Source organism: Desulfosporosinus meridiei DSM 13257 (genome assembly GCF_000231385.2).
Classification (GTDB): Bacteria; Bacillota; Desulfitobacteriia; order Desulfitobacteriales; family Desulfitobacteriaceae; genus Desulfosporosinus; species Desulfosporosinus meridiei.
In genome coordinates this window covers 3,759,955-3,782,010 of the sequence record NC_018515.1, presented here as the reverse complement: position 1 = coordinate 3,782,010, position 22,056 = coordinate 3,759,955, and the positions used below count along the sequence as shown (strand labels likewise).

Annotated in this window: 16 protein-coding genes and 1 other annotated feature (1 of these 17 only partly in view); of the genes, 13 read left to right on the top strand and 3 right to left on the bottom strand. The window is 41.2% G+C overall.

Features of this window, described 5'->3' with window-relative positions; genetic code table 11:
• Positions 1–87: a binding site (T-box leader), on the top strand; it begins 247 nt to the left of the window's first position.
• Positions 88–127: 40 nt separating this feature from the next.
• Positions 128–1,660 (top strand): 2-isopropylmalate synthase, encoded by a 1,533-nt coding sequence (locus DESMER_RS17405; RefSeq protein WP_014904375.1) that lies wholly within the window; start codon positions 128–130, stop codon positions 1,658–1,660.
• A 103-nt stretch (positions 1,661–1,763) separates the two neighbouring features.
• Here DESMER_RS17405 and DESMER_RS17400 read toward each other — a convergent pair whose 3' ends face one another.
• Together DESMER_RS17400 and DESMER_RS17395 are read right to left on the bottom strand one after the other, a co-directional pair.
• Complete coding sequence (locus DESMER_RS17400) at positions 1,764–2,201, bottom strand: bactofilin family protein (protein ID WP_014904374.1); 438 nt, start codon at positions 2,199–2,201, stop codon at positions 1,764–1,766.
• A 4-nt stretch (positions 2,202–2,205) separates the two neighbouring features.
• Positions 2,206–3,114, bottom strand: a complete 909-nt coding sequence (locus DESMER_RS17395; RefSeq protein WP_014904373.1) for a M23 family metallopeptidase — start codon at positions 3,112–3,114, stop codon at positions 2,206–2,208.
• Between the two features lie 441 nt (positions 3,115–3,555).
• Between DESMER_RS17395 and DESMER_RS17390 the strand changes: the two genes are divergently transcribed.
• The 6 genes from DESMER_RS17390 to DESMER_RS17365 all read left to right on the top strand — a co-directional run bounded on the left by DESMER_RS17390 (position 3,556) and on the right by DESMER_RS17365 (position 10,909).
• On the top strand, positions 3,556–4,536 hold the full coding sequence (locus DESMER_RS17390; RefSeq protein ID WP_014904372.1) for a (Fe-S)-binding protein: 981 nt from the start codon (positions 3,556–3,558) through the stop codon (positions 4,534–4,536).
• A complete protein-coding gene (locus DESMER_RS17385) occupies positions 4,533–5,744 on the top strand; it encodes an LUD domain-containing protein (protein ID WP_014904371.1) in 1,212 nt (403 codons plus the stop codon). Before DESMER_RS17390 ends, DESMER_RS17385 begins: the two co-directional genes overlap by 4 nt.
• 365 nt (positions 5,745–6,109) lie before the next feature.
• Positions 6,110–7,228, top strand: a complete 1,119-nt coding sequence (locus DESMER_RS17380) for a BMP family ABC transporter substrate-binding protein (RefSeq protein WP_014904370.1) — start codon at positions 6,110–6,112, stop codon at positions 7,226–7,228.
• Positions 7,229–7,366: 138 nt separating this feature from the next.
• Positions 7,367–8,914 carry an ABC transporter ATP-binding protein gene (locus DESMER_RS17375; protein ID WP_014904369.1) on the top strand — a complete coding sequence of 516 codons (1,548 nt, stop codon included), beginning with the start codon at positions 7,367–7,369 and terminating at the stop codon, positions 8,912–8,914.
• Positions 8,895–9,980 carry an ABC transporter permease gene (locus tag DESMER_RS17370; protein ID WP_014904368.1) on the top strand — a complete coding sequence of 362 codons (1,086 nt, stop codon included), beginning with the start codon at positions 8,895–8,897 and terminating at the stop codon, positions 9,978–9,980. Before DESMER_RS17375 ends, DESMER_RS17370 begins: the two co-directional genes overlap by 20 nt.
• Complete coding sequence (locus DESMER_RS17365) at positions 9,977–10,909, top strand: ABC transporter permease (RefSeq protein ID WP_014904367.1); 933 nt, start codon at positions 9,977–9,979, stop codon at positions 10,907–10,909. The genes DESMER_RS17370 and DESMER_RS17365 overlap by 4 nt, the downstream gene beginning before the upstream one ends.
• Positions 10,910–11,015: 106 nt before the next feature.
• Here DESMER_RS17365 and DESMER_RS17360 read toward each other — a convergent pair whose 3' ends face one another.
• A complete protein-coding gene (locus tag DESMER_RS17360) occupies positions 11,016–13,238 on the bottom strand; it encodes an acetyl-CoA hydrolase/transferase C-terminal domain-containing protein (protein WP_014904366.1) in 2,223 nt (740 codons plus the stop codon).
• 642 nt (positions 13,239–13,880) lie between these two features.
• Here DESMER_RS17360 and DESMER_RS17355 point away from each other — a divergent pair.
• From DESMER_RS17355 to DESMER_RS17330, 6 genes are all read left to right on the top strand, one after another.
• Positions 13,881–14,999, top strand: coding sequence for an ABC transporter permease (locus DESMER_RS17355; protein ID WP_014904365.1), 1,119 nt, complete (start codon positions 13,881–13,883; stop codon positions 14,997–14,999).
• Positions 14,984–15,919 carry an ABC transporter permease gene (locus DESMER_RS17350; RefSeq protein ID WP_014904364.1) on the top strand — a complete coding sequence of 312 codons (936 nt, stop codon included), beginning with the start codon at positions 14,984–14,986 and terminating at the stop codon, positions 15,917–15,919. The genes DESMER_RS17355 and DESMER_RS17350 overlap by 16 nt, the downstream gene beginning before the upstream one ends.
• A gap of 29 nt (positions 15,920–15,948) precedes the next feature.
• Entirely contained in the window at positions 15,949–16,968 is a 1,020-nt protein-coding gene (locus DESMER_RS17345; protein ID WP_014904363.1) for a BMP family lipoprotein, read from the top strand.
• A gap of 12 nt (positions 16,969–16,980) precedes the next feature.
• Entirely contained in the window at positions 16,981–18,510 is a 1,530-nt protein-coding gene (locus DESMER_RS17340) for an ABC transporter ATP-binding protein (protein WP_014904362.1), read from the top strand.
• 468 nt (positions 18,511–18,978) lie between these two features.
• On the top strand, positions 18,979–19,926 hold the full coding sequence (locus tag DESMER_RS17335) for an ABC transporter substrate-binding protein (protein ID WP_242831005.1): 948 nt from the start codon (positions 18,979–18,981) through the stop codon (positions 19,924–19,926).
• The gene (locus tag DESMER_RS17330; protein WP_014904360.1) at positions 19,923–22,055 is read left to right on the top strand and encodes an ATP-binding protein; all 2,133 of its coding nucleotides are present in this window, start codon (positions 19,923–19,925) and stop codon (positions 22,053–22,055) included. The genes DESMER_RS17335 and DESMER_RS17330 overlap by 4 nt, the downstream gene beginning before the upstream one ends.
• Position 22,056: the final 1 nt, after the last annotated feature.

Sequence of the window (22,056 nt, the reverse complement as noted above, 5' to 3'; positions counted from 1 at the left end):
GAATATCGATAAGTCTCGTATCTGCAGAGAAGACGGCTATTTGCCGTCAACTTGAGTGGTACCGCGAACTAATCCTTCGTCTCAATTAGAGATGAAGGGTTTATTTTATTTTTAAGGAGGAATTGTAATGCGTAAGTTGTATGTGTTTGATACTACCCTCAGAGATGGGGAGCAATCCTTAGGAATTACCCTGAACGTTAGAGAAAAATTAGAAATCGGGCACCAGTTAGTAAAGCTGGGAGTAGATATTATCGAAGCAGGCTTTCCGGCGTCCTCGCCTGGCGACATGGAGTCAGTTCGTACAATGGCCCAAGAACTAAAAGGAGTAACCATCTGTGGGCTGACTAGAGCAGTAGAGGCGGACATTGATCTTTGTGCCCAAGCTCTGCGCAAAGCGGAATATCCTCGAATCCATACCGGCATAGGGGTATCTCCACTCCACATGGAAAAGAAATTAAAACTTAACCCAGATCAAGTTGTAGAACGGGCTGTTGCCGCTGTGAAGTACGCCAAAAAATATGTCGGCGATGTTGAATTCTACGCAGAGGATGCGTTTCGCAGCGATCCCATGTTCTTAGCAAGAGTAATCGAAAATGTTATCTCCGCAGGAGCTACCGTCGTTAATATTCCGGATACCGTCGGTTATGCCAGCCCGTGGGAATATGGGGAACTTATAGAGTATGTAATTAAAAACGTTAAGAATATTGACAAGGCTATTGTAAGTGTTCATTGCCACAATGACTTGGGTATGGCAACAGCCAACTCCTTAGCGGGAATAAAAGCAGGAGCCAGCCAAGTGGAGGGAACAATAAATGGTATTGGTGAGCGGGCAGGTAATACCTCTCTTGAAGAGGTAATCATGGCAATTTACACGCGGCGGGCTGCGTACGGAGTAGAGAGCAAAGTAAATACTCGTGAAATATCAGCCACCAGCAGACTGGTTTCCCGTATAACTGGAGTAACCATTCCTGACCATAAGGCGATTGTAGGAGCTAATGCTTTCAACCATGCCTCAGGTATTCATCAAGATGGGGTTCTTAAGGATCGAGAAACCTATGAGATTATTCAACCGGAAACTATTGGAGTGGCGCAGAATCTAATTAGCCTTACAGCTAGATCGGGGAGGCATGCTCTTCAGCATTGTTTAGAAGAACTGGGTTACCAGGTATCTGGGGCTCAGCTGGATGACGTTTATAAAAGATTTTTACAGTTGGCAGACCTTAAGAAAGAAGTGTTTGACCAAGATTTGTTTGTTTTGATGGGTGATTCGGGAGGGGCTCTTAATAGTATTGTCTTGCAGAGTATGTCTATTGCCACTAATGGAATTGAGATGGCTACGGCAACGGTAAGCCTGGAAATTGAAGGGACTATAATGACTGATGCCGCCTGTGGAAATGGCCCGGTAAATGCATTGTTTAATACTATTGATAGGATCACAGGAAATACCGCAATTCTTGAAGATTACACCCTGAAATCTGTAACAAGAAGCAGCGAGGCACTGGGAGAGGCTACAGTTAAGCTGCGTCACGAGGATGGACGTCTTGTAGTTGGAAAAGGTTTTTCGACTGATATCATCGAGGCCAGCGCAAAAGCCTATATTAATGCTCTCGAAAAGAGAGAAATACGCCCCGATTTCGGGGGAAGCGAAGAGGAAGCTTAAACAACCCCATTCATGGAGGGCACCCCATTAATGAAATGGAGTCCTTGACCGCAAAAGGCAGTCGCCAGAAGTACTGGTCGACTGCCTTTCACCATATGAAATCTTATATTTCGGCAAGTGATGAAACTCGTGTTGTTTCTTTGGCAGGAGAAGACTCTTTACTGTTATCATGACTGATCACCTGGGACGTTGCTTCATCAAGTAGTTGACTCATTCCGGTAAACCGAGCCCCTTGGTCAACTTTAAATTGGCGGGTGCTGATATCTCCAAATAAGCGAGCAGTTGAAGTTAACTCTAATAGATCTGTAGTCTTTATGTTTCCGTGTACTTCTCCGGCAATGCTTACAGTATTGGCTTCGATGTCGGCCATCAAGTAAGCGCTGGGGCCGATTACTAAATCACCGGTTGATTGAACAGTTCCCTCGATTTTGCCGTCAATTCGGGCATTCCCATTGATTTTAATAGACCCGGTAATTTGGCACTCCGCAGCAATTAGAGTAGTATCACCACTAGAATGAGAAGGGGAAATTTTTTTAAACATTTCGTTAAGTCTCCTTTAATACTTCAGTAAAGGTTAAGGGGTCGACATTCTTTCCATTAACATAAGTGCCATAATGAAGATGAGATCCTGTACTTCTTCCGGAGTTACCGCTGTAAGCTATAACATCACCCTTTTTTACCCGGTCACCTTCTTTGACCAGTAGCTTGGAGTTATGGCCATAAAAGGTTCTGATACCGTCACCGTGATCGATATCTATTCTAAGACCGAAAATTGAATTTCTAGCGGAAAAGGTGACAATTCCATCGGCCGTCGCTATAATAGGAGTTCCGTAATTACAGGCAATGTCTATGCCGTTATGGAATTCTTTGGACAAGCCACCAAAAGGATTGTAGCGGTACCCATGACGAGAGGTAATTTCACCTTCTACGGGAAGAATGCTTGGTGTGTGGTCTAATTTATCTTTTTGTACAGCGGCTATTTCATAATAACGTTGTAAGGTATTCAAATGGTTTGTCACAATCTGAGCGTATTGAGTGGGAGTGCCAATCGGGGGAGAAACGTTGGCAAGAACTAAGGTTTCAGAGGGAATGCCACGGCTAAGGGATGTTGGTGGGGAGGGCGAATCTAGCTGAAGGATTGAGGATATTTTTTCTTCAAGGTCTGTTATTCGCCTAAGGTCTTCGGTTATTTGAGTGGACTGTTCGCTTAAATTATTGATCGTCTGGTCGCGCTCTTTGATGGTGGACTTGAGCTGAGTGATATGGTCAATTGTGGGCTGAAGATGATTTATATAATGACTTAGATAGAGGTTTCGAGCAAATAGACCGACAATCACCACTCCTATAAGAATCGTAAAGGCACCCAAATACTGCTTACCCCGTTTTGTGATCTGGAATTGGCGAGTAGTAGAGTGATCTGGTGGGATAAATATTATGGTATATTTACCTTTCATCTCATTCCTCCAGAAAAATAGATTGATATGACGATTGCTTATGTGTACAATAAACTTCATGACAGTATTTGTCAAGAAACCCAGATAATTGTTTGCGAATCTTGACAACTTTTCGGTTAAGCAGATACGAAGGGCTAAAACCCCTCATAAATGAGACAATAATACATTTTGAATAAATTAATTCTTTCTAGGAGCTCTATTTAAGAGGTCGAATCAGAAGTTGTATTATGAATACATAATACAACTTCTGGTGGGGTTACTTTAATAGGGAATTTTTATTATAATAAAGAGTATACAGTTACGTTTACTTGGGATTTTTTGATGGATAATGAAGGCGCGCTTAGAGAAAATCGATGCGCGCTTTCTGAATGGAGAAAAATGCTCAAATTCCAGACAAAGAGTATTTGAACCATATTTTAATATGGGAGGACGTGTTAGGTTTTGGAAACAAAAATGCCAATGGTACTTGATGTAATAAGTGAAAATATTATTAAGCATGGTAGTCCCCTGGCCTTGAAGGGTTCTGAAGTCGCTTCTTGGGCCAAGGAATTGAACTTGCCAGTTAAAGGAGATTTGCTTTTTTATACAGGCGGAGAATACCAAATGCTCCCCTTTATTGACTCATTGGTTAAAACAATCACGCATCTTGACCAGGGTAGTAAGGTTTTTTCAATGATGATGGGTGCTAGGAATATTTTAAATAAGACTGGAATCAGCCCGGAAAAGATGTACGCTTCTGTCCTGGCTAAGGACAAGGACAGATATAACTCTGTCTGTTATAAAGCGGCAAAGGTACTCAAGGAATTAGGATATGAGTTTTGCTACTCAGGTAGTGAGGAGTTATACAGTGGAGCCTTGCTCTATGAATTAGGGTATTTAAAGGATATGAAAGACTATGCTAAGAGAGTTGTAGAGGTAATTAAGAAAAGTGGTGCGAAAACTATTGTTTGCTTATCTCCACATGCGGCAGAAGTCTTTAAATTCGTTTATCCAAAACTGATCGAAGGTTTTGATTTTGAAATTCGTACTTATATTGATCTTGTTTGGGAACGACGAGACAAGCTAGCTAAGATTCCATCCCCTGAGACAGTCGTGATTCATGATTCGTGTCGTTTGGCCCGTGAATTAAACATCCACCAAGAATTGAGAGACATTCTAGAAAGTGTTGGTGCTGAGGTCAAAGAAGCTCAGATGAATCGCGAATGGACCTCTTGTTGCGGTGGACCTATTAAAATTCTGTTTCCGGAGTTATCCCATGTTATCGGCGGACGCCGTGTCAATGAATTGAAGGACAGCGGTTCATCCCATATATTAACGTCTTGTCCTTATTGCCTGTCAGCCCTAGAAGGAGGACGAGCAAAAGGTGATTCCGCAGTAATTGAAGACTTGATTGAATTCCTATATAGGGGGGTTAAAGCATGACCGATTTTAGAAAGGACTTTGTCAAGTATGCCAAGTCTCTTAATGAAGCTAGTGAGGACAAAAACATTCGTACAGCAATATCCAGAGCTGTAAGTTCCTACCGAAATACAGTTTCGGAAACTTTAGAGCGTTTCCCGCATACTCCAGCTTTGGCAGAGGAAGTACAAGAGATTAAAACCCGGTCCATGGCTAGTTTAGACACCTTATTAGAACAAGCTATGGCTTCGGTGGAACGGAATAAAGGGAAAGCCTTTTATGCCAAAGATCATCAGGCAGCCCTTGAAATAGCCCTGGGTATTATTGGAAAGGGAAAAACTGTTGTCAAAGGAAAAAGCATGTTAGGAGAAGAACTTCACCTACGTGAATATTTAGAGGAAAATGGAAACGAAGTATGGGAGACTGACTTAGGAGAGTTTATCCTCCAACTGCGTAAGGAACGGCCAATGCACATTCTTTCTCCTTCTATTCATGTTCCTCGTGAGCAGGTTGCTGAAGTTTTCACCAAGTTTTTCAAGAAAGAAGTCTCGCCTGACATTGCAGAAGAGGTAAAGGTTGTTAGAGAATTCCTGCGTGAAAAGTATTTTACTTCAGACGTTGGTATCAGCGGAGCTAATGTTGTGGCTGCTGACACGGGAGCGATGGTTATTATTGAAAACGAGGGAAATGTTCGTCTGGCGACAGGGGCGCCTCCGGTTCATATAGTCATGGTTGGTGTCGAGAAATTAGTGCCTACCTTCCAAGATGCAATGAAGGTAGCAGAAGTTACCTGGCGATATGCACAGTATGGAGTGCCTGGCTATGTCAATATTGTTAGCGGTCCCAGTAAGACTGGAGATATTGAAAAAGTTACCACTTATGGAGCACATGGCCCGAAGGAGTTCTATGTTATCTTCGTAGATAATGGTCGTAAAGAAATGGCTCAGGAAGAGAAGTTTACTCAAGCTCTACATTGTCTGCGTTGTGGCGGATGTATGTATGAGTGTCCTGTATTCCAAGTTACTGCCGGTCATTTTGGTCACACATATATGGGAGGCATAGGCACGGTCTGGACGGCTTTTGTGTCTGGTGGAATGGAAAAAGCTGCTCCGCTGGTTTATTCCTGTTTGCGCTGTGGTAGATGTGTTGAGCGGTGTCCTATGAGTATCAATGTTCCCGCTATGATTGGCGAGCTTCGCGAGCGTATTGTTTACGGGACTTACGAAGACTAAATAGTTCTAAACAAGCATTTGTAGATCTGTCTGCAAGTGCTTGTTTTTTTATAAAAGAATTAAGGATTTAGATATCATAAAGATAAAAGAATGCGTTTATTTTGATCATTTCACTAAACCTTTAGCTGAACGAGTTCACCGAGATTACCTAGTATTTTATTGAAGACGAAGTAAATCTTTCATCTATAAGAAATCATTGTATTTTTTATTTGAAGGTAATATAATAGAACTAGGACTGAGTAATTTGGCAACGAAGCTTTCTAGAGGTGATATCTCTGGGAAGCTTTTCTTGTAACGCAACGGGAGGTGAAATTTAACAGATAAGTCAGTTATTTATGTAGAGAGAAAAAGGAGGAAACATTGAGATGAATTTAAAGAAAAAAAGTGCAATTTTTATCACCTTATTGGTATCATTACTCTTAGTCATTTCTGGTTGTGGCGCTAAGGCTCCTACAGCTGCACCAGCACCAGCCGATGCAGGCAAAGAGAAAATCAAGGTTGCTTTTGTCTATGTTGGACCGGTAGGGGACGCAGGTTGGAGCTATGCTCACGACCAAGGCCGTAAATACTTAATCGAAAAAATGCCACAAGTAGAAACCACGATTATCGAATCTGTTCCTGAAGGAGCGGATTCAGAGCGTGTAATTACCCAGCTTGCTGAAAAAGGCAACAAAATCATTTTTACAACAAGCTTTGGTTATATGGATCCGACTATTAATGTTGCCAAAAAATACCCTGATGTTACATTTATGCACAATTCCGGTTATAAAACTGCTGATAATGTAGGAACATATTTTGGTCGTATGTATCAGGCCCGTTATTTAACAGGAATAGTAGCTGGTAAAACCACTAAAACAAACACCATTGGTTACGTAGCTGCTATGCCGATTCCAGAAGTTATTCGCGGCATCAACGCCTTTACCCAAGGGGTTCGTTCTGTAAATCCTCAGGCTAAAGTAAAAGTTGTTTGGACAAATACCTGGTACGATCCTGCTGCGGAAAAAGATGCTGCTAAAAGTCTTTTGACCAATGGCGCGGATGTTATTGCGCAACACCAAGATACACCTGGACCTATGCAAGCTGCAGAGGAAGCAGGTAAATACGGAATTGGCTATAACATGGATATGTCAAAAATGGCACCTAAAGCAGTGTTGACCTCTGCAGTTTGGAACTGGGGTCCTTACTATGTAAAAACTGTTGAGTCAGTTATCAATAAAACCTGGAAAAATGATCAATACTGGGGTGCTATGAGTGATGGTATTGTGGACATCGCTCCTTATGGTCCGATGGTAACCGATGATACCAAAAAGCTTGTAGCAGATGCTAAAGATAAAATCATTTCTGGCAAATGGGATGTCTTTACTGGACCGGTTAAGGATCAATCAGGAGCTGTTAAAGTTCCTGAGGGTCAAGTAATGTCTGACAAGGATATGCTTTCGTTTGACTGGTTTGTTGAAGGGGTAGACGGAACAATCCCCAAATAAAATCCGGTTGGCAAAATAGCTTCTTGTAACTTATGAGATTATAACTTCAAGCACTGTAAGTGCCCTTGAAGTTATAATCTCTAAAAAGATTTCTTCTGAGTATTGCCGGAAATTGTTTGTGAATTGAGGGGGACTAATATGAACCAATCCCTAATCCAATTACGGGGAATCGTGAAAAAATTCCCAGGAGTACTTGCAAATGACAATGTTGACCTGGATATTAACCCTGGAGAAATTCATGCTATATTAGGAGAAAATGGATCGGGGAAAAGCACTTTAATGTCCGTCCTAGCCGGGTTATACAAGCCCGATGCCGGCAAAATTTTGGTTAACGGAGCAGAAGAGAAATTTCGTTCTCCAAGGGATGCCATAGCATGTGGTATTGGTATGGTGCATCAGCACTTCAAACTTGTTGAGCCCTTCACTGTAGCCGAAAATATTACTTTGGGCGAGAAAGGTAAATCCTTTTTTCTTTCTAATAAGGAACTTAAAGCTAGAATTAACGAGCTTGGGAAAAAATACGGCTTAGAGATCAACTTAAATGCTAAGGTATGGCAGCTTTCGGTTGGAGAAAAACAGCGAGTTGAAATCGTTCGCATGCTTTATCGGGGATCTAAAGTGTTGATACTTGATGAACCAACTGCCGTTCTGACTCCTCAGGAAGCTAATGAATTGTTCGAAAATTTGCGCAGGATGGCCAGCGCTGGTTGTGTAGTGGTGCTTATAACTCATAAGTTAAATGAAGTTGAGGCAATTGCAGATCGAGTTACAGTGTTGCGACAGGGAAAGTTTGCTGGCGTGTTAGAACGTAACCAGATCAACGCTAAAGAGATGGTTCGTTTAATGGTCGGTAGAGCTGTGGCCTCAAAGTATGATAGAGACTCTTCTCCTGTGGGTGGGGTCGTGCTGCAACTGGATAAAGTAAATGCCTTAAATGACATGGGGCTCCCTTGCCTTCGTGAAATGAGTCTTTGTGTACACGAAGGTGAAATCCTCGGCTTAGCCGGTGTATCAGGCAATGGACAACGGGAAATGGCGGAAGTCATTTCTGGCTTGCGTCGTGTTGAGAGTGGAAAAATCCTCTTAAACGACAGGAATATAAGCAATCTCTCCCCCCGAACAATCATTGACCTAGGGGTTGCTTATGTACCTGAAGATCGCTTAGGCATGGGACTAGTGCCGGATCTGAATGCCTTGGAGAACCTCATTTTAAAAAAATATCATCAGCCTCAGTTCTCTGGACGTTGGTTATTGAAATCTCAGGCAGTAGAGCGAAACGCTGAAACCTTGGTGAATCAGTACCAAGTTAAGATTTCTAGCTTGCACCAGCCTGTAAAAGTACTTTCTGGTGGAAACCTGCAGAAACTTTTGCTGGCTCGAGAAATATCAAGTTCCCCTAAACTGATGGTAGTAATCTATCCGGCGAGAGGATTAGACATTGGTGCAACAGAATCGGTTCACAAACTATTATTAGAATTAAAGAAACGTAAGACAGCGATCCTACTTATATCAGAGGACCTCGACGAAATATTCAAATTAGCCGACCGGGTTGGGGTAGTATTTGACGGTAAGTTAACAGGAGATTTTCCGGTTGAACAAGCCGACTTGGAAGAGGTTGGGCTTTTGATGACAGGTTCCTGCTCCGCGAGAGAAAGGGTGAATGAGAATGAACCGGCTCACATTTAAACTAGAGAAACGCTTAACTCCATCGCCGGTAATGGTTTATATCATCCCTTTAATATCCGTGCTGCTAGCCCTGTTATTAGGGGGGATCTTTTTAGTTTTAACCGGAGAAAAGCCCCTGGACGTGTATTCGTTAATGTTTGTAGACAGTTTAGGATCGAAATATGGACTCACTGAAACAATGGTTAAGGCCATTCCTTTAATGTTGACCTCCTTGGGTGTTTCGCTGGCTTTTAAAATGAAGTTATGGAACATTGGTGCTGAAGGTCAGCTTTATATGGGTGCTATGGCTGCCTCTTGGCTGCCATTGACTATACCTTCTCTTCCAGCCTATATCATGCTTCCCGGAATGCTAATTCTTGGCATGATTGCAGGTGGACTTTGGGCGCTTTTAACGGCTATTCCGAGAGCTATATGGAAGGTTAATGAGATCATTACAACGTTAATGTTAAATTATGTAGCAATTCTTTGGGTGGATTATTTGGTATATGGTCCTTGGAAGGATCCCAATGGATCAAATTTCCCTATCTCTGCATCCTTTTCTGAAGCAGCCAGGCTGCCGGGGTTAGGTGATTCTCGTATCCATGCTGGTTTGTTTTTTGCTCTGGCCTTGGCGGTTCTCTTAGCTATTGTTTTTAAATATTCTCGTTGGGGATACAGCATCAATGTAATTGGTTCAAGTGAACGCGCAGCCCGGTACGCTGGGATGAACATTAAACGCAATATATTACTGGTAATGTTTCTCAGCGGGGCAATTTCAGGGATAGCAGGTATGGCTGAGGTTAGTGGTATTATTGGCAAGCTTCAACATGGAATCAGTCCCGGATACGGCTACACAGCTATTATCGTGGCCTGGTTGAGTAAGCTCAACCCAATTACTATTCTAATAGTCTCAGTATTATTTGGGGCGTTACAGGTGGGAGGATATGCAGTCCAAGTAGAAGGCATACCAGCCGCTGTTGCTACAATGCTGCAGGGGGCAATTCTCTTCTTTGTCCTTGGAGGCGAGATATTTACGAATTATCGATTAAAGCTGATTCGCCAGAAAGGAGAGGAATTAAGTAAGTGAACATTCAAGAATTCTTAATCCCTTTATTGGCAGCTTCAGTGATTGCAGGAACACCAATTCTCTATGCTGCACTGGGTGAACTTATTACTGAACGGGCTGGAGTTATTAACCTTGGAGTTGAAGGCATTATGCTTGTCGGGGCGGTGTCAGGCTTTATGGTGGCAGTAACGTCGGGTAATCCTTGGTATGGTCTGTTAGCATCCATGCTGTCCGGGGGAGCTTTGGCTTTAATTCATGCCTTTCTTACAATAACACTTCGAGCTAATCAAGTCGTTAGCGGTTTGGCTTTAACAATTTTCGGTACCGGTCTTAGCGGGTACTTGGGCAAAGAATATATCGGTATTCCTGTGCCTAAGCCATTTGAGGTTATCCCTTTAGGCCCATTGGGGGAGATACCTTTCATTGGGCCAATATTGTTCCAACATGATGCGTTAGTGTATATTAGTTATATTCTGGTTGTTGCAATCTGGTATTTTATGTTTCATACTCGACCGGGCTTAAATCTCAGAGCACTAGGCGAAAATCCTGCTGCTATGGACGCTCTTGGTTTAAATGTCTTTTATCTAAGATATATCTATGTTGTCGTTGGCGGTGCCTTAGGTGGGATCGGCGGCGCATACTTATCACTGGCCTATGCCCCTAGCTGGCTGGAAAACATGACGGCAGGAAGGGGTTGGATTGCAGTTGCCCTTGTAATATTTGCTTTATGGAATCCTTGGAGAGCTCTCATGGGGGCTTACCTGTTCGGCGGAATCGATGCCCTAGGGTTCCGGTTACAAGTCTTAGGTATTCAAATGTCACCGTTTTTCTTAAAAATGTTGCCCTATCTATTTACAGTTTTAATCCTAGTCTTTGTCGTTGCTCGCCAAAAAGGACGATTGACTGCTCCTGGAGCGTTAGGTCTATCCTATGACCGAGAGGAAAGGTAGCATATTTATGACTTCTTAACAGAAGGTTCTACCACAGAAACACGCCTATGAGGATAGCTTTGATAGCTTGCTCATAGGCGTATTTTTGCTGTTGTTTGGATCTTGTTTATTTTGCTTCTACCCGGTTCGACATTGTAACGGGATGTTGTTCAGAATGAAGTACATTAGCATTTCTTAGCGCAAAAACGACCATTTTTCTCATGAATCTTTCGCTGATGGAAACAGGGTGGGCTAGACTCATTCTGTCAATGTAGGGTTGAGCTGAATTAGGAATGGGTCTAAGCAATTCCTTAAGGATTCCCTTAACTATTTTCAATATATTACCTTTTGCGAGTGCCTTCATGCCTTTCATCGCTCCTGCTAGCTTGATATCAAGCGCCGATAACTCCGTGCCAAATGGGAACTGAGGAAAGAGGCCTTGAGCTTGATAAGGTTTTAACAAAGCTTGTATTTTTTGCGGAGTATTATTTCTATACTCTGCAGGTATTTCATAATTTTGGGGGAGCTTTCCCGCTTTTTTTGCTTTTTCAAGTAATTTTTTTTGGAATCTTGAATCAGCTATGTTAATCATTGCGGCAATCACTTCGCTTTCTGGCTTACTGCGAAGGTCAGCGATCCCATACTCTGTAACTACGATATCTCTCATATGTTTCGGTATTGAACAATGGCCATAATTAAAGACAATATTTGATTTGAGGTTTTTGCCAGATCCTTTTGTGCTTTTAATCATAATTATGACCCGCGCTTTTGGTAAGACGTGACCCATTGCTACAAAATTGTACTGCCCGCCAATTCCGCTCACGACTTGCCCATTTTCCAGTTGATCAGAGGCAATTGCTCCAAAAACACTGGCAACCATCCCCGTATTTATAAAGCGAGCATCTTTACGTTGTAGAGTACGAAGTTCTTCTCCCCCATAAAGCTGGTTGACTTTCTCAACAGCGGACATTGCAAAGAGCTGTCTTTCCTCTTCGCTCATGTTGTTGAGGTCTTTATAAAAGGCTTTAGGTCCTAAAAAGAAGGCTCCCATAATTACTGTGCCTTTGAGCAGTTTTTTGCCAAGTAGTTTTCGAATCTCTAATCGATTTTTTTCCTCATTCATATCTGCGAAGTATCTGGTGTTTTCATCAATAATTGTATAGTGATCATAGGTGAGGCCCTGTTTAAGGATTCCGAATTCTGTAAGAAACTCAAAGTCTTTGGCTTTAATTTTCTTATGAATTGCTTTGATTTCAATGAGTTGGTCTATAATGTCAAGAGGAATGGAATCGGGATCTAGTTTGCCCTCATTGATAAGTTTCATAAGGGGAATACTCTCGTAGACTTTCCGTTTCAAAATTCCTTTTTTGTACATTTGCATAAAGGCATCAACAAACATCTCCGATGAGCCATAAAGACCTTTTTCAAAGGTGCCAGTATCACCCCAGTCAGCTATTAACTTTTCATATCGTCTTTTTATACCAGCTTTCTCCAAGATTTCTTGGTAGATAGCATTATGTTCATTACGCAAAATAAGTCCTGAAACAATTGCGTCCCCGAGGGCTCCAATCCCTACTTGGATAGTGCCGCCATCTTTGATCAAAGGACTGACATTGATCCCAATCATATGATCGCTGAGGGCAACAGAATCCTTGGGAGGGCAGAAAAGCTCATAATCGAAATTTGGACCCTGAAGAATAATATCGTAGGCATCTGCCTCAACTACGGCATCACCATACATAAAGGGCAGCTTTTTATTGGCTTCCCCTATGATCACTAATTTATGACCGTTGGCTCGTAGTTCCCTCATTTTACGAACAGTTTCAAGGCAAATATCCGGGTTACAGGCCATAGAATACATAGTCTTACCATTAATTTCTCTGTAGGATATTAGTTCCCCGAAAACATTTGTGCCAAGAGCTAAAGCATCTCGAACCACGTGTGTATAATGAGAGGATAAATGACGTTGCTGCGCAACAGGATTATTTATGTAGCTGCCAGCCTTAGAGTAAAATTCGAATAGTTCGACATTTTTTGGCAAAGTTCCAGCGCGAAAATCTTTCATATACTCAAACTCAGGGACTCCTGCAAAAACCTTGTCCATTATTGGTTGCATTAAGCGCTTTTCAAGTTCTGAACTGCCCTTAGGAATCTCAAGAGAAAGAGCAGTAATAATTTTGAGTTTTAACTCCGGGTCTTTTTTGGCACGCTTGTATAGTTCATTAATAAAGCGTACTGGTTTTCCTAAGGCTAGGGTCATAGAAAAGGTTATATCCTTGCCGACGTAGTTAATAACTTCATCGACACATTTTTCAACATCGTCATAGATCATTCCCGAGTTTTCTTTCATTGAATAGTTCACCTACCATTTCAACAAATTACAGAAAATGAGAGCAGCTCCAGACTATTGCTATTTCATTGTGAACATTTTATAAATTAAGACTATTCTAAAATGATTTCCCCTCCAATCTTAATTAGTCCATGAATGTTAGAGCGTTCTTCCAAATTAATAACACCAAAAAAAGGAATTTACCTGAATGATAATTCATTCAGGTAAATTCTATCATATGCAGCCTATAAATGTAATAACAATAATCAAAATTATCCATAAATTTTATATATTTTAGATTACTTGTAATATTGTATGATTTACCTTGAAATGAATGAATAAGGATAAAATTAGGCATAATAAGAAATTATTGCAATTTTGCTAATTAGATAATATAATTGGTAATCATTAGAATAAAGGCTCCATAGAGGTTTATGTCTCTATGAAGCTTTTTTTGGTTCTGTCAACATTCTATTTGTAATTAGGGTATACCATATTTGATTAGTTATTTTAGTCCGAGTAGATGGTAAGCTTCAATATTCATCTCTCCGACTAATTCTTTGCAGGTGGAGGTGAATTTGTTCTCATTAGGATCAGGCATTGCTAACGAAGGTAGTATTAGAAGAGCCTTACAATTTCCTGACAGGATGGAGTTGCGTATCGTTGAGTTCAAAACATAATGGGGTCTTTAAACAAATTCTTGTCCTACTATTAGCCTTATTTGGAGCACTTTTAGTAGGTGCCTTATTTCTTATCTTAGCTAAGTCAGACCCTATAAAGGCTTATGGAGTAATGTTTTCAGGGCCGCTTGGGGATAAATTTGGTATAACTGAAACTTTAGTAAGGACAGTTCCGCTGCTATTAGTGGGATTAGGTATTGTAATTTCCTTTCGCAGTGGGATTATCAATATTGGAGCTGAGGGTCAAATACTGGCAGGGGCCATTGGAGCAACAGCGGTCGGGACTTCTTTGTCTGATGTACCTGCAATGATTCTGCTCCCTGCAGTATTTGTGGCAGGCGGAGCGTGTGGTGCAATATGGGGTGGTATTGCCGGTTGGCTTAAAGCTCGTCTATCTGTCAATGAGATACTAAGTACTGTAATGCTTAACCAAATTGCGTTACAGTTATATCTGTTTCTTATAAGGGGGCCATTGATTGATCCAAAAGAGGTTTCCTACGGTACAGGTGTACCACAGACAGCATTAATTCCTGAGCAAATCTGGCTTAGCCGTCTTGTACCGGGAACTAGAATCCATACGGGACTTATTTTCGCCCTAGTTTTGGCTGTGCTTGTATATGTTTTTTTGTGGAAAACAAGCCGTGGATATCGTTTGCGTGCGGTTGGAGCTGGACCTGAAGCAGCCAGGTATGCTGGCATAAAAGTAGAATGGTACTTAATTTTAGCTATGGCTATGGCTGGAGGAATGGCAGGCCTTGCCGGAGTTGTAGAAGTCACAGGAGTACATCATCGTTCATTAGAAGGTCTGTCTGCAGGGTATGGATTCAGCGGAATTGTTGCTGCACTTTTCGGTCGCCTGCATCCATTAGGTACTATCCCAGCTTCGATATTGTTTGGGGCTTTGCTTGTAGGCGCAGATATGATGCAAAGGGCTGTCAATATTCCTGCTGCTATGATTATGGTCATTCAAGGATTGGTTGTCTTGTTTGTTGTTTCGAGTGATTACTTCTTGAGAAGTCCAGATTCTATCGTTAAATTGAAAGCCAAACTTTTGGGACAAAAGTGGATAGGGGAGGTGGGAAGTAAATGGAAGGATTCATGAGTATTGATATTTTTATAATTATACTAGCCACCGGAGTCCGCCTGGCAACCCCCTTTCTTTTAGCTGCCTTAGGTGAAATGTTTGTTCAACGGTCAGGCGTTTATAATCTCGGGGTGGAAGGTATTATGATGATGGGAGCTTTCGCAGGTTTTTTTGCGACGCTCCAACAAGGTAGTCCTCTACTGGGAATAATTATAAGTCTAGCTATTGGAGCACTGATGGGGCTGATAATGGCTTTTGTAAGCGTTACCTTTAAGGCCGAACAAGGAATAAGTGGGATTGGGTTGTATATGTTTGGCTGGGGGCTATCAGGTTTGCTATTTCGTCTCTATGTAGGAGGGGTAACTTCCATTGATGGACTAAAACCTATAGCAATCCCTATGTTGAGTGATATACCTCTGATTGGGCAAGTTCTCTTTAATCATAATGTCCTGGTGTATACTGCATTTCTTCTGGTACCTTTGTCTGGAATAGTACTCTATAAGACGAGTTGGGGCTTAAACATTCGTGCAGTAGGCAATAAACCGGAGGCTGCAGATACTTTGGGCGTGAGTGTCGTCAAAATCAGATATCAGTGTTTGATAGTCGGCGGGATGCTAGCTTCGCTGGCAGGAGCCTTTTTAACAATAGGGCAAGCAAATATGTATGCAGACAATATTACTGCTGGCAGAGGTTTTATAGCCATAGCCCTTGTTTACTTTGGTCGTTGGAGTCCTTGGGGGATTCTGCTTGGTTCACTTTTATTCAGCATGGCTGATTCCTTCCAAAGTATGGTTCAAGTCCTAGGCATCAATTTTCCCTACGAGTTGGCAGTTATTCTACCGTATATGGTAACAATAATTGCTCTGGCAATCTCTTATGGACGCGTCTGGGCGCCAGCAGCACTTGGTAAGCCCTACGAGCGCGGAACCAGAGGTTGATCATAATAAAATTGAAGGAGGAGAAAAAATTGAAGAAAAAGGTATTATCTCTTATTTTGGCTGCACTTACTATGTTAGCCTTTACAGGTTGTGCTGCCAAGCCAGCTGCTGAAACAACTCCCCAGAAAACCGACGCACAAAAAATCCGTATTGCTCTTGTACTTCCTGCTACTGTTGATGATATGGCTTGGGGCCAATCCATGGTTGAGGGTTTAAAAGCTGTACAGAAAAGTATGGGTGAAGACAAAGTCGAAGTTGCAATTAGTGAAAAACTTGGTAATGCTGTGGATGCTGGGGCAGCTATCCGTCAGTATGCAACTCAAGGGTATGAAATTATTTTTGCTCATGGTTCTCAGTACCAAAGTGTTTTAAACGATATAGCTAAGGACTTCCCCAAAACAACCTTTGCTTATGGAACCGGTTTTGCGACTCAACTGAACATTTTTGCCTATGATCCCCAAGCGCAAGAGGGAGGCTACCTCTTGGGAATTTTGGCAGCAAAAATGACTAAATCAGGAGTTGTTGGAATCGTTGGGCCAGTGGAGTCTGGAGATGCTGTTAAGTATAATTATGGTGTTCAGCAAGGTGTCGCTAAGGGTAAAGCTGATGTTCAAACCCGAATAGCCTATACGGGCTCGTTCAATGACATTGTGGGAGCTGGTAATCTCGCCAAGACTCAGATGAGTGCTGGTGCAGATATTATTACAGGTTCTTCACAGCAAGCTGTAGGAGCTGTCAGAGCTATTGGTGAAACAAAAGGAAACTATTGGCTTTCGACAGACATGGATCAAAGCAGTATTGCTCCTGACCACGTATTAGCTTCCCAAGTTTATCATTGGGAAAAAGTAGTGAACAAAATAATTGACCTGAGAAAGCAAGGTACACTGGGCGGACAACACTTGACCCTGACCTTAGCTGATGGAACTATTGAGTTTAAGTACAACGAAAAATTAGCTGATAAAGTTCCAGCTGAAGTAAAGGCTGCTGTAGAAACGGCTAAACAAGAGATTATTAGCGGAAAACTAAAGGTGGAACTACCTAAGAAATAATAGGTGAATTGAATGGTTGAAAAGATTAAACAATTAGAGATGTCTGGAATCACTAAGCGTTTTCCTGGAGTCCTAAGTAACAATAGGGTCAATATCCAACTAGAAGCGGGTGAGGTACTGGCCATTCTTGGCGAAAACGGAGCAGGGAAAACCACTCTGATGAATATCCTCTACGGTCTTTATCAACCTGACGCTGGTGAGATTTTGCTTAACGGTAAACAAGTCAGGATTAATTCGCCAAGTGAAGCTATCGAGCTGGGGATCGGCATGGTGCATCAACATTTTATGTTGGTTCCCACTCTAACCGTCTGTGAAAATGTAATTCTAGGGTTATCCAAAAAATTCTTTGTGGATTTAAAAACGGCTGCCAAAAGAATTAAAGAGATTACCGATAGATATGGTTTAGCAATTAATCCTGATGCCTTTGTCTGGCAGCTAAGTGTAGGGGAACAACAGCGTGTAGAGATTATAAAAGCGCTTTACAGAGGAGCAAACCTGTTAATTCTTGATGAGCCCACTGCGGTACTTACGCCCCAGGAATCTAATGAATTGATCTTACTGTTGAAAAACATGGCTCAATTGGGAAACTCAATAATTTTGATTAGTCATAAACTTAATGAGGTTATGGCAATAAGTGACAGAGTTACTGTATTGAGAGATGGGGTAGTATGTTCAAATGTCAAAACTCAAGAAACCACTCAAGAAGAGTTAGCCAAGTTAATGGTAGGGAGAGAAATGGCTCCCTGTAGAAGAGATGGTAACTATTCTCCGGGAAAGATTGTCTTAGAACTTGAGCAGGTTCATGCAAAAGGAGATAAGGGATCTGAAGCTTTGGCAGGAGTATCACTTCAGATAAGAGAAAATGAAATATTGGGAATAGCCGGAGTATCAGGAAATGGACAAAAAGAGCTTGCGGAAGTAATTGCAGGTTTGAGAAAAATCAGTTCTGGCAATATCTCACTGAACGGTCAAGACAGCACTAATATGTTGCCAGCTGGAATTATAGAGCAAGGTCTTGGCTATATCCCAGAGGATAGAATTCATGTGGGAACTATTCCTTCCTTTAGTATCTGGGAAAACCTCATTCTAAAGGATCATCACCGGTCGCCCTTTGCCAAGTATTCACTTCTCCAAAACCAAGCAATTATGTCTCATAGTTCTTCACAAGTGGAAAAGTACGGCATCAAAACACCGGACTTAGAAACCCCTACGGCAAGACTATCTGGAGGTAACATCCAAAGGGTAGTGCTGGCTAGGGAAATAACCCGTAACCCAGTTGCCTTGGTAGCAGCTTATCCGACAAGAGGGTTGGATATTGGGGCGACTGAATACTTACACAGCAAACTCTTAGAGGCCCGAAGCAATGGTGTTGGAATCTTGTTAATTTCTGAGGATCTTGAGGAATTGACTAGTATTTGTGATAACATTGCGGTACTGTACGAAGGGAAAATTATGAAGGTTATGCCTGTTGAGCAAGCTGATGAACGTACTATGGGCCTACTGATGGCAGGTATTGCCGAGGATGCTCAGTTGCTGAACTAGAATTTTTCCGAAAGTAGAAGATTGAAACAGCTCCCTTAGAGTGCTTATTGGGCCTTTAAGGGAGCTGTTTTCAACATGGGATTGTATAGTTGAGAAGAAAGAAGAAAGTTAGACGATGAAACTTTCTTTTTTTAAAGTTTAAAAGCGGAAATGGGAAGACTTTTCGTTTAATAGTATTAGGACTCGTTTAATAGTTCCTTAAAGTAAAAATGTTAAACTATAGATTGAAAAGTTTAATTGAGTTTATAAGGAAAAATTTCAAGAAATTAGTTAAGTTTTCTTTGATTTATATGAAATATTTAACATATGATCTGTGGTGCTATATTATCCTTCCTCTGGTACAATGAAGAAAGATTTAAACTATTGGGTTTAATTAAAGATAATAACTCAAACTGAGATGAGGCCTTGAATATGGGACGTGTTATTTATTTTATTTATATATTGTATTTGGTCGGAGCGGGTTTTTATATGAGTAAAGTATCAATTGCTGAAGATAAAGTTGTTAGAATCGGTGTTCTATCTCAGAATGAAGATCGTTTAGAGAAGTTTGAGGGTCTTAGGGACGAACTCAGTAACTTAAATTATCAAGAGGGTAAAGATGTTGTTTACGAGGTAATGACCGCCCCAAATGACTACGCAGAAATGGATCAACTTGCTGAGAAATTAGTATCCCAGAAATTTGATGTGCTAGTTGCTTCTGGAGAGGGAGAGACACGATCTCTGTCAAAAACGGTAGCTAAGCTCAACAATCCCCCGCCGATAATATTTATGGGAGCACTTTCTCCTATAGCAATTGGTTTAGTAGAAAGCGAGGTAATCCCGGGGACAAATGTTACGGGACTCAATAATTATCATTATGAACTCATTGCGAAAAGGCTTGATCTGCTTAAACGGTTAATGCCTCACGTTGAAGAGGTTGCGGTTCTGGGAGATAAGAGAACAAATTTATTTCAAGATTCTCAACCGGGTCTTGCGCAGACTGCGCGGGAGTTGAATATTAGCTATAAAATATATGATATTTCCATAGAACAAGATATTCCTAGAATCGTTAACGAAATTAGCAAGACCAGCCAAGCTATCCTTATTATGCCGGGATTATTTTTGGAAACCCATACAAAGGCGATAGCAAATTATGCGTTAATAAAGGGTGTACCGGTATTTGGAGTCTACCCTAGTGATGCAGAAAAAGGGTGCATTGCTTCCTACGGGACATCTTATTATAATCAAGGTGCTCAAACCGCACATATGGTACACAAAATCATGATGGGGTATTCTCCGAAGTCTATTCCTGTTGAAACAGCAGAAAAGTTAAGTTTTACGGTTAACCTAGAGGTTGCGCAAAGATTAGGGATTTCTCTTGAAGAAGCATATATATATTTTGCAGATGAAGTTATCGGACAAGGAGGCCATCAGTGAAAGCGGGAAAGACGCTTTGGAATCAGCGTATTAAAACTAGAGTTTTAGTATTTGGAATTTTAATGTCAATCATCCCCATGGTGTTTATTTCCTTGACTACTTTTAACACTGTAAGGTACAAGTTTAAAGATAGTATTAGAGAACAAAACATACAAAAGACTATGGTTATAGCCACAAAGCTTCAGGTTTCAATTACAAATATTGTAGAGAGTTTAGCTAATCTTACCGATGTAAACTCCACTGTCCTGATTAAAGGCAAGGATAAAGAACAAGAGGGAATCCTAAATATTGTATTGCGTCAGGAACCCTATTTAGAAGATATTAAGATATTGGATAAAAATTTAAATATCTTAGTTCAAGTCTCCAGGAGGGAAGTTATAACAGATGGTATTGTTTCAAATGCTGACTACGTAGGACCGGAAACAATGCCTGAACACTACTCTGTGAGTGATGTTTTTTTTTCTAAAGATCGACGACCGCAATTTTTTATAACATTAGGAATAAGGGATACTCAAACTCGTGAACACCTGGGATATCTTCAAGCTAAGGCTGATTTAAAACTAATGATTAATCAATATATAGATACTCGTATAGGACATAAGGGGTATGTCTTTTTTGTCGATGAAGAGGGTTCTTTAATTGGTCATACGGATTTTAGCAGGGTTTTAAGCCAAAAGGATATCAGAAAAAATCCAGCGGTCAGTAGTTTTTTGACTGGAGAAGAGCCTCCTAATGAGTACACAGGTGATCAAGGAGGGAAAGTCATTGGGTCGTTTGCTCGGGTGGATAAACCTAATTGGGGAGTTTTTATCGAGCAGCCTGTTATAGAAGCATACGAGCCGATTTATGAACTTGCCAGGAATTTAGGGGGAGTTTTATTCCTTACCATTGCGGTGGTGACGATACTAAGTATTGTTTTTGGATTAAAGCTTGTACAGCCCATAGAAGACCTGGAAACCCAAGTCAAAAAGATTAAGGTAACGGGAGATTTACAAGCTGATATTTCCTATTCATCTCAAGATGAAATTGGTAGACTAGCCTACTCGTTTAAGCAACTTATGGCAATGTTAGATAAAAAGAATCAAAATATTAAAGCGGAAAAGGAGCTTTTAAGAACAGTCGTTGATGGCATTGGGGCAGGAATGGTTTTGTTGAATGGCCAAAAACAAATTATTTGGTGGAACCCAACCTTTGCGGAATGGTTTGGTGAGACAAATTACTTTAATCTTTCCTGCGAAGACATTGTGCAGAGTGAAGAAGACTTTGATTGTTCATTTCTCCAAAGTGGACGAGTGAACCCCTTCGTTTTTGACGGAGAACGGAAATATCTTAGGCAATTACACTATCAAATCCCAAGTGAGAATAGTGAAGGAGCGGTATACCTAGTTATACTGGAAGACGTCACACAACAGGTTGAGATGGAGTCCAGAGTTATTGAAACGGATAAAATGGCAACACTAGGGCTTCTAGCATCAGGAATTGCTCATGAAATTAATAATCCCTTAGCGATAGTATCAGCCTATAGTGAGGACCTGTTGGATTGCTTAAATGAAGAACCAAATAAAGTTGACATTGACGAAATCAAAGAGAGCTTGAGAATTACTTCGGAGCAAATTGTTCGTTGTAAGCAGATCACGGATGGCCTCTTGCAATTTTCACGCAAGCGACAGCATTCCTTTAGCATGATGGATATTGGAGCGGTAAGTTCTCAGGTGATCAAACTTTTAGAATATAAAGCAAAGCAAAAATTTATAACTCTTAAAAGAAAGCTGAACCCTGGCCTGTATATTGCAGGTAATGAAAATGAATGGCAACAAGTAGTCTTAAATATTTTATCAAATGCTCTGGACGCTTCACCAACTAATTCCCAAGTTGAAATAGAGAGTTGTCGCATTGATGGCAGTATTTACTTTATAGTAAAAGACAATGGTCAGGGTATCCCCCAAAATCAATTAAAAAGTGTCTTTAATCCCTTTTTCACTACCAAACCGGTGGGTCAAGGGACAGGTCTGGGTTTGTTCGTTAGTTATGGGATTATCCAGCGAATGAATGGACGTCTAATTATAGAAAGTACTGAAGGTAAAGGGACTACTGTGAGTATTACTTTGCCTGCTTATAAAGGTGGTTAAA

Excerpts from the sequence above, each read along its gene's own strand:
- DESMER_RS17375 (WP_014904369.1), top strand. The coding sequence starts at position 7,367 with ATGAACCAATCCCTAATCCAATTACGGGGAATCGTGAAAAAATTCCCA.
- DESMER_RS17360 (WP_014904366.1), bottom strand. The coding sequence starts at position 13,238 with ATGAAAGAAAACTCGGGAATGATCTATGACGATGTTGAAAAATGTGTC.
- DESMER_RS17335 (WP_242831005.1), top strand. The coding sequence starts at position 18,979 with ATGAGTAAAGTATCAATTGCTGAAGATAAAGTTGTTAGAATCGGTGTT.
- DESMER_RS17370 (WP_014904368.1), top strand. The coding sequence starts at position 8,895 with ATGAACCGGCTCACATTTAAACTAGAGAAACGCTTAACTCCATCGCCG.
- DESMER_RS17400 (WP_014904374.1), bottom strand. The coding sequence starts at position 2,201 with ATGTTTAAAAAAATTTCCCCTTCTCATTCTAGTGGTGATACTACTCTA.
- DESMER_RS17385 (WP_014904371.1), top strand. The coding sequence starts at position 4,533 with ATGACCGATTTTAGAAAGGACTTTGTCAAGTATGCCAAGTCTCTTAAT.
- DESMER_RS17340 (WP_014904362.1), top strand. The coding sequence starts at position 16,981 with ATGGTTGAAAAGATTAAACAATTAGAGATGTCTGGAATCACTAAGCGT.
- DESMER_RS17380 (WP_014904370.1), top strand. The coding sequence starts at position 6,110 with ATGAATTTAAAGAAAAAAAGTGCAATTTTTATCACCTTATTGGTATCA.
- DESMER_RS17405 (WP_014904375.1), top strand. The coding sequence starts at position 128 with ATGCGTAAGTTGTATGTGTTTGATACTACCCTCAGAGATGGGGAGCAA.
- DESMER_RS17350 (WP_014904364.1), top strand. The coding sequence starts at position 14,984 with ATGGAAGGATTCATGAGTATTGATATTTTTATAATTATACTAGCCACC.
- DESMER_RS17395 (WP_014904373.1), bottom strand. The coding sequence starts at position 3,114 with ATGAAAGGTAAATATACCATAATATTTATCCCACCAGATCACTCTACT.